This window comes from Burkholderia sp. KCJ3K979 (genome assembly GCF_016759955.1).
In the GTDB taxonomy this organism is placed as follows: Bacteria; Pseudomonadota; Gammaproteobacteria; order Burkholderiales; family Burkholderiaceae; genus Burkholderia; species Burkholderia orbicola.
Map to the genome: position 1 here is coordinate 1 of NZ_JACFYV010000295.1, position 6810 is coordinate 6810.

Consider the following 6810-nt stretch of genomic DNA (forward strand, 5'->3'; position numbering starts at 1 on the left):
CGGCGGTGTACGAGTTCGTGAAGAACGACGACGGCGGCGATCGGCTCGTGATCAACGCGCAGAACTGCGTGCACTGCAAGACCTGCGACATCAAGGACCCGACGCAGAACATCGTGTGGGTCACGCCCGAAGGCGGCGGCGGGCCGAATTACCCGAACATGTAACCTGCCGGAACGCGCCGCCACGAGCGGCGCGTTTTGCGTCGGTCACTGCGAACCGCCATAAACGAAACGGGGCGCTGCATCACGCAGCGCCCCGCTTGCATTCATCGTTCGACGGCCAAGGCGACACGCTGCGCCCCGGCCGCCTCTATCAGGTCGCGCTGCCGGCGATCTTCGGCGTCGACGTCTCGACGTCGCCGCACTGCGCGCGATGGCGCAGCGCATGGTCGATCAGCACCAGCGCGAGCATCGATTCGGCGATCGGCGTCGCGCGAATGCCGACGCACGGATCGTGGCGGCCGAAGGTTTCGACCGTCGCCTCGTCGCCGCTCTTCGTGATCGAGCGGCGCGGCGTGCGGATGCTCGACGTCGGCTTGATCGCGATCGACACGGTGATGTCCTGCCCCGTCGAAATCCCGCCGAGCACGCCGCCCGCGTGGTTGCCGACGAAGCCGGCCGGCGTCAGTTCGTCGCCGTGCACCGAGCCGCGCTGCGCGACGCTGTCGAAGCCCGCGCCGATCTCGACGCCCTTCACCGCGTTGATGCTCATCATCGCCTTCGCGATATCGGCATCGAGCCGGTCGAATACCGGCTCGCCCCAGCCGACCGGCACGCCCGACGCGACGACGTCGATGCGCGCGCCGATCGAATCGCCCTCCTTGCGCAGCGCGTCCATGTACGCTTCGAGCTCAGGCACGACGGCCGCATTCGGCGAGAAGAACGGATTCTCGTGCACGTACGACCAGTCGACGAACGGCACGTCGATTTCGCCGAGGCCGCTCATGTAGCCGCGCACCTCGACCCCGAAGCGCTCGCGCAGCCACTTCTTCGCGACCGCACCGGCGCCGACGATCGGCGCGGTCAGGCGCGCGGACGAGCGACCGCCGCCGCGGTAGTCGCGGATACCGTATTTCTGCCAGTAGGTGTAGTCGGCGTGGCCGGGACGGAACGTCTCGACGATGTTGCCGTAGTCCTTGCTGCGCTGGTCGGTGTTGCGGATCAGCAGCGCGATCGGCGTGCCGGTCGTCACGCCTTCGAACACGCCCGACAGGATCTCGACCTCGTCGGCCTCCTGCCGTTGCGTCACGTGCCGCGACGTGCCCGGCTTGCGGCGATCGAGTTCGATCTGGATATCGGCTTCGGTCAGCCCCATCCCCGGCGGGCAGCCGTCGATCACGCAGCCGATCGCGGGACCGTGCGATTCGCCGAAGGTCGTGACAGTGAAAAGCGTGCCGAGGGTATTGCCGGACATGATGGAACCGCCCAAAAGAGAAATGGGCAAACCGATGCGCTGCCGGGGTCGCAGGCAGGCCGATCGTTTGCCGGTCGAGAAAAAGAGGTAAACCGCTATTATGCCAGCCGTCCCGGGCCCGCGGGCCGCGTGAACCGTTCAGACCACACGGGCCGGCGCGGATAAGGGCAGAGGCAACGCGGTACGGCGATCGCAGGCCCTCGGCGTTACGCGCGGGAGCCGCCGAACCGCGGCCCCCATCCCGGCCCGGCGCGCGGATCGATCATTCCGCGCCGGGCTCGGCGCCCGCCTACTTCCGCGCGCCGCGCAGTTCGGTCACCGCCGCCTGCAGCGCCTCGGGCGTCGCCACCGACGCGGGGATCGGCTCGCCGACCGCCAGCGTCAGCCGGCTCATCACGCCGCGCTTGATCGGCCGTGGCATCCGCGCATCGGAATGCCGCGAAAAATAGCTGCCCCACAGCCCGCGCAGCGCCATCGGGATCACCGGCGCCGGCGTGCGGCTCAGGATCTCGGTGATACCGTGGTGGAACGTGTTGATGTCGCCCGTCTTCGTCAGCTTGCCCTCGGGGAAGATACACACGAGCTCGCCGTCCTTCAGCGCGGCCTCGCAGAGATCGTACGCACGCGCGAGCATCGCGGGGTCCTCGTGGCGCGGTGCGATCGGGATCGCCTTCGCATGCCGGAATACCCAGCTCGCGAAACGCGTCTTGAAGATCCGGTGATCCATCACGAAACGGATCGGACGCGGGCTCGCGGCGGCCAGCACGAGCGCATCGACGTAGCTGACGTGATTGCACACGAGCACCGCCGCCCCTTCCGCCGGAATCCGCTCCGCGTGCACGAGGCGAATCCGGTAGAAGGTATGCACGAGCACCCACGCGACGAAGCGCAGCAGGAACTCGGGCACGAGCAGGTAGATATACGTCGCGACCACGACGTTCAGCAGCGCGGTGACGAGGAACAGCCCCGGGATGTCGACACCGGCCTTGGTCAGCCCCATCGCCATCACGGCCGACAGGATCATGAACAGCGCGTTCAGGATGTTGTTCGCGGCGATGATCCGTGCGCGGTGCGTCGGCGCGCTGCGGCTCTGGATCAGCGCGTACAGCGGCACGCTGTAGAAGCCGCCGAACATCGCGAGCAGGAACAGGTCGGCGAGGATGCGCCAGTGGCGCGCACCGGCCAGAAATTCGCCGACCGACAGCAGATGGCCGGGCGACGGCAGCGCATGGCTCGCGAAATACAGCTCGATCGCGAACACGCTGATGCCGATCGAACCGAGCGGCACGAGGCCGATCTCGACGCGCCGCTGCGACAGCCGCTCGCACAGCAGCGAGCCGAGGCCGATGCCGACCGAGAACGTCGCGAGCAGGATCGTGACGACGTCGGGGCTCGCGGACAGCACGTCCTTCGCGAAATTGAAGAACGACGTGAGGAAGGTCGCGCCGACGAACCACAGCCACGAAATGCCGAGCAGGCTCAGGAACACCGTGCGGTTCTGGCGCGCGAGGCCGAGGTTGCGCCAGGTTTCGCTGACCGGGTTCCAGTTGATCACGAGGTCAGGCTGCGGCGCGGGTGTCGGCGGCACGCGCTGCGCGACGAGCCGCCCGGCCAGCGCGATGACGACGACGCTCACCGCAAGCACGCGCTCGCCGCTGCCTTCGATGCCGGCCGCCGCGCCGCCGATGATCGTGCCGATCAGGATCGCGATGAACGTGCCCATCTCGACGAGCCCGTTGCCGCCGACCAGCTCATGTTCGCCGAGATGCTGCGGCAGGTACGAATACTTGACGGGCCCGAACAGCGTCGAGTGCATCCCCATCATGAACGTGCACAGATACAGCAGCGTCGCGCTGTGCGTGACGAAGCCGGCCGCGCCGACCAGCATCAGCACGATCTCGAACGATTTCACGAAGCGCGTGAGGGTCGCCTTGTCGTATTTGTCGGCGATCTGGCCGGAGGTGGCCGAGAACAGCACGAACGGCAGGATGAAGATCGCGGAAATCAGGAACGCGGCCGTCTTCGCATCGACGCCCGAGAACCGCGCGGTGTGATACGTGACGAGCGACGTGAAACCGATCTTGAAGACGTTGTCGTTCAGCGCGCCGAGAAACTGGGTCGTGAAGAACGGCGCGAAGCGGCGCTCGCGCAGCAGGTCGAACTGCGATGCGTGGGCGCGACGTTCGTCGCGCTGCCCCGAAGTGGCTTGCGTGTGATCGCTCATGCGGAATACGCGCGCATCGTCTGGGCGATGCTGCGCGGGCCTCGTGTTGTCGTTGAAAAAACGGCGGCGCAGGACATGCCTGCGCCGCCGCGTGCCGGATGGCGGCGCCCATGCATCGACGTGCCGGGCGCGGCGCGATTCACGGCTTGTGCGCTTCGGCTTCCGATTCCGGCCAGTCGCGGATGTACGCCTTCAGCATCCGGTTCTCGAAGCTCTGCGCCTCGACGACCGTCTTCGCGACGTCGTAGAACGAAATGACGCCCATCAGCACCTTCTTGTCGAGCACCGGCATGTAGCGTGCGTGACGCTCGAGCATCATTCGGCGCACTTCGTTGACGTCCGTTTCAGGCGTGCACGTGAGCGGCTCGTCCATCACCTTGCGCACCTGCACGTCGCCGATCGCGCCGCCGTTCACGTGCAGGCGCAGGATGATCTCGCGAAACGTCAGCATCCCGACGAGATCGCCGTACTCCATCACGACGAGCGAACCGATGTCGTGTTCGGCCATCGTATCGACCGCTTCGCGCAGCGGCTTATCGGGCGTCACCGTAAACAGCGTGTTGCCCTTCACTTTCAGAATATCGCTGACGCGCATCGTAGTCCCCTCATGCTTGAATGCAAAATCTCTTTCGATCCTATCGGAAAGCCTGTCAAAAGGAAAGCACGGGCCGGCGCGGCGGCCCGCCACCGCTTGCGGACACGGGCCGCCGGCCGCACAATGGCCCCATGAACAGCGGCCCGAGGAGACGGCCATGGCGCATACGCATACGGAGCAATTCGCCAGCTTCGCTGACTTCTACCCGTATTACCTGAACGAGCACCAGAACCTGACGTCGCGGCGGCTGCACTTCATCGGCTCGCTCGGCGTGATCGGCTGCGTCGCGATGGCGGTCGCGACCGGCCACTGGCTGTGGCTGCCGGCGGCGGTCGTCTGCGGCTACGGGTTCGCGTGGGTCGGACACTTCTTCTTCGAGAAGAACCGCCCGGCCACGTTCCGGCACCCGATCTACAGCCTGATGGGCGACTGGGTGATGTTCAAGGACATCTGCACCGGCAAGATCCCGCTGTAGCCGGCGGGCCGCGCCTTCAGGCAGGCCGCGGCGGCTGCGCGTGCGCGTCGGCCACGCCCGGCGCCGGTGCGGCGCTGCCGGCCGGCTGCCCTCCCGCGAGCCGGTGCGCGGCGATCAGCGATGCGAGCGTCACGTCGAACCGGTCGTTCGACAGCACGTCGAGCAGCGCAGCCCCGTCGACGTGGCTGCGGCGTCGCTGGAGTTGGTAGGTCAGCTCGGTGCGATCGATCACCAGCACGTCGAACAGTTGCGCGAGCGTCAACTGCGCCGGATTCGCGAGCAGGATGTAGCGCGGCGTGGTTTCCCCTCCGCCGTCGAGCCGGGCGACCCATTCCCGCTCCTCCATCGTCGTCAGCAATCGCTGCGCGGTTTCCATGTCGCAGCGCAGCATCGTCGCGAGCCGCAGCGCCGTATAGCCGCGCTTGCCGGCTGCACGCGCTTCGGCCAGCCGCGCGAGCAGCTCGAGCGCGTCGAGCAGATCGCTGCCCGGATAGTGGATGCGGTGGAACTGGCCGACGCGAATCGCCGGCAGCGCCGATGCCACCATCGCGCCCAGCAGCGCGATGAACCAGCTCAAATACACCCACAGCAGGAACACCGGCAGCGCCGCGAATGCGCCGTACACCGCCGTATAGGTCGGAATGCGCCGCACGTAGTAGCCGAAGCCGCGCTTCGCGAGCTCGAACGCGATGGCCGCGAACAGCCCGCCGATCACCGCGTCGCGCCATGCGACCGTGCAGTTCGGCAGGTACACGTACAGCAGCGTGAACGCGAGCACCGTCAACGGCAGCGATGCGAGCGCGAGCAGCCACTCCACCATCGACGTGGACGGCCCCGCGCCGGTGAACGCGAGCGATTGCGTGAACAGGTACGACGAGATCGACAGGCTCACGCCGAACAGCAAGGGCCCGAGCGTGATCAGTGCCCAGTACGCGAGCACGCGCTGTGCGAACGGCCGCGGCTTGCGCACGCGCCAGATCAGGTTGAACGCCGATTCGATCGTCATCATGGTCATCACCGACGTGACGACGAGCACGATCAGGCCCGCCGTGGTCAGCCCCTTGGCCTTCGACGCGAACTGGTTCAGGTACTTGAAGATCTGGATGTTGAACTGCGCGGGCATCAGGTGATCCGCGAGGAACCCCTGCAGCGAGATCTGGAACGACGCGAACATCGGGAACGCGGTGAACAGCGCGAACGCGACCGTCAGGAGCGGCACGAGCGCCAGCAGCGTCGTGAAGGTCAGGCTGCCCGCCACTTGCGGGATGCGATCCTCGGCGCTGCGCCGGGCCGCGAACTGCGCGAGGCGCTTGATGGTGACGAGATCCACGCTCAACTTCGGCAAACGGCTTCTCCTTCTCGATGCTGCGCGCGTCACGGCGCGCCGCCGCCGCGCAGCGCGACGGCTTCAGCCCCTATAATAGCCGCTCGATTCCAGCAGGGGCCGACTGCACCGGGCACGCGCGCGGCCGCACGCGGCTCCGTCGCCCATGAAAGACATCCTCGTCCTCTATTACAGCCGTCACGGCGCCACGCGCGATCTCGCGCTCGCGATCGCGAACGGCATCGACAGCGTGCCGGGCATGCAGGCCCGCATCCGCACCGTGCCGCCCGTGTCGGCCGTCTGCGAAGCCACCGCCCCCGACATCCCGGCCGACGGTCCGCCCTACGCGGAACTGCGCGACCTCGAGGAATGCGCGGGCCTCGCGCTCGGTTCGCCGACCCGCTTCGGCAACATGGCCGCGTCGCTCAAGTATTTCCTCGATGGCACGACGCCGCAATGGCTGTCGGGCGCGCTCACCGGCAAGCCGGCGAGCGTGTTCACGTCGACGGGCAGCCTGCACGGCGGCCAGGAGTCGACGCTGCTGTCGATGATGCTGCCGCTGCTGCATCACGGGATGATGATCGTCGGAATCCCGTACACCGAATCCGCCCTGAGCACGACGCGTACCGGCGGCACGCCGTACGGCGCGTCGCACGTCGCGCAGCACGACCGCTCGGCGCCCGCCGGGCTGTCGGCGGACGAGAAGGCGCTCGCGGCCGCGCTCGGCGTACGGCTCGCCCGCGCCGCCGCGGCCCTCGCCAGCGCCCAGGCCCCCGAGG

The 6810-nt window shown here is 67.5% G+C and carries 7 protein-coding genes; 3 read left to right on the forward strand and 4 right to left on the reverse strand.

All coding sequences use genetic code 11. The features are described from left to right. A partial coding sequence (locus tag H3O04_RS32860; protein ID WP_202589275.1) for a 4Fe-4S dicluster domain-containing protein occupies window positions 1-164 on the forward strand: 164 nt, incomplete at its 5' end. Window positions 165-312: 148 nt separating this feature from the next. Here H3O04_RS32860 and aroC read toward each other — a convergent pair. The 3 genes from aroC to H3O04_RS32875 all read right to left on the reverse strand — a co-directional run bounded on the left by aroC (window position 313) and on the right by H3O04_RS32875 (window position 4232). Beyond that, on the reverse strand, window positions 313-1413 hold the full coding sequence (gene aroC, locus H3O04_RS32865) for a chorismate synthase (protein WP_124477981.1): 1101 nt from the start codon (window positions 1411-1413) through the stop codon (window positions 313-315). 289 nt (window positions 1414-1702) lie between these two features. Next, the gene (locus H3O04_RS32870; protein WP_124477980.1) at window positions 1703-3637 is read right to left on the reverse strand and encodes an MFS transporter; all 1935 of its coding nucleotides are present in this window, start codon (window positions 3635-3637) and stop codon (window positions 1703-1705) included. A 139-nt stretch (window positions 3638-3776) separates the two neighbouring features. Continuing rightward, window positions 3777-4232: a CBS domain-containing protein gene (locus H3O04_RS32875; RefSeq protein ID WP_006488504.1), complete on the reverse strand. Its 456-nt coding sequence runs from the start codon at window positions 4230-4232 to the stop codon at window positions 3777-3779. A gap of 157 nt (window positions 4233-4389) precedes the next feature. Here H3O04_RS32875 and H3O04_RS32880 point away from each other — a divergent pair, with 157 nt between their 5' ends. Next, window positions 4390-4707 carry an Mpo1-like protein gene (locus H3O04_RS32880; protein ID WP_006476203.1) on the forward strand — a complete coding sequence of 106 codons (318 nt, stop codon included), beginning with the start codon at window positions 4390-4392 and terminating at the stop codon, window positions 4705-4707. A 16-nt stretch (window positions 4708-4723) separates the two neighbouring features. Here the strand turns inward: H3O04_RS32880 and H3O04_RS32885 are convergent, their stop codons facing one another. After that, complete coding sequence (locus H3O04_RS32885; RefSeq protein ID WP_124477979.1) at window positions 4724-6052, reverse strand: YihY family inner membrane protein; 1329 nt, start codon at window positions 6050-6052, stop codon at window positions 4724-4726. Between the two features lie 145 nt (window positions 6053-6197). On the opposite strand from H3O04_RS32885, the gene wrbA reads away from it, so the two are divergent. Then, a partial coding sequence (gene wrbA / locus H3O04_RS32890) for an NAD(P)H:quinone oxidoreductase (RefSeq protein ID WP_202589276.1) occupies window positions 6198-6810 on the forward strand: 613 nt, incomplete at its 3' end.

Excerpts from the sequence above, each read along its gene's own strand:
- H3O04_RS32875 (WP_006488504.1), bottom strand. The coding sequence starts at position 4,232 with ATGCGCGTCAGCGATATTCTGAAAGTGAAGGGCAACACGCTGTTTACG.
- aroC (WP_124477981.1), bottom strand. The coding sequence starts at position 1,413 with ATGTCCGGCAATACCCTCGGCACGCTTTTCACTGTCACGACCTTCGGC.
- H3O04_RS32870 (WP_124477980.1), bottom strand. The coding sequence starts at position 3,637 with ATGAGCGATCACACGCAAGCCACTTCGGGGCAGCGCGACGAACGTCGC.
- H3O04_RS32880 (WP_006476203.1), top strand. The coding sequence starts at position 4,390 with ATGGCGCATACGCATACGGAGCAATTCGCCAGCTTCGCTGACTTCTAC.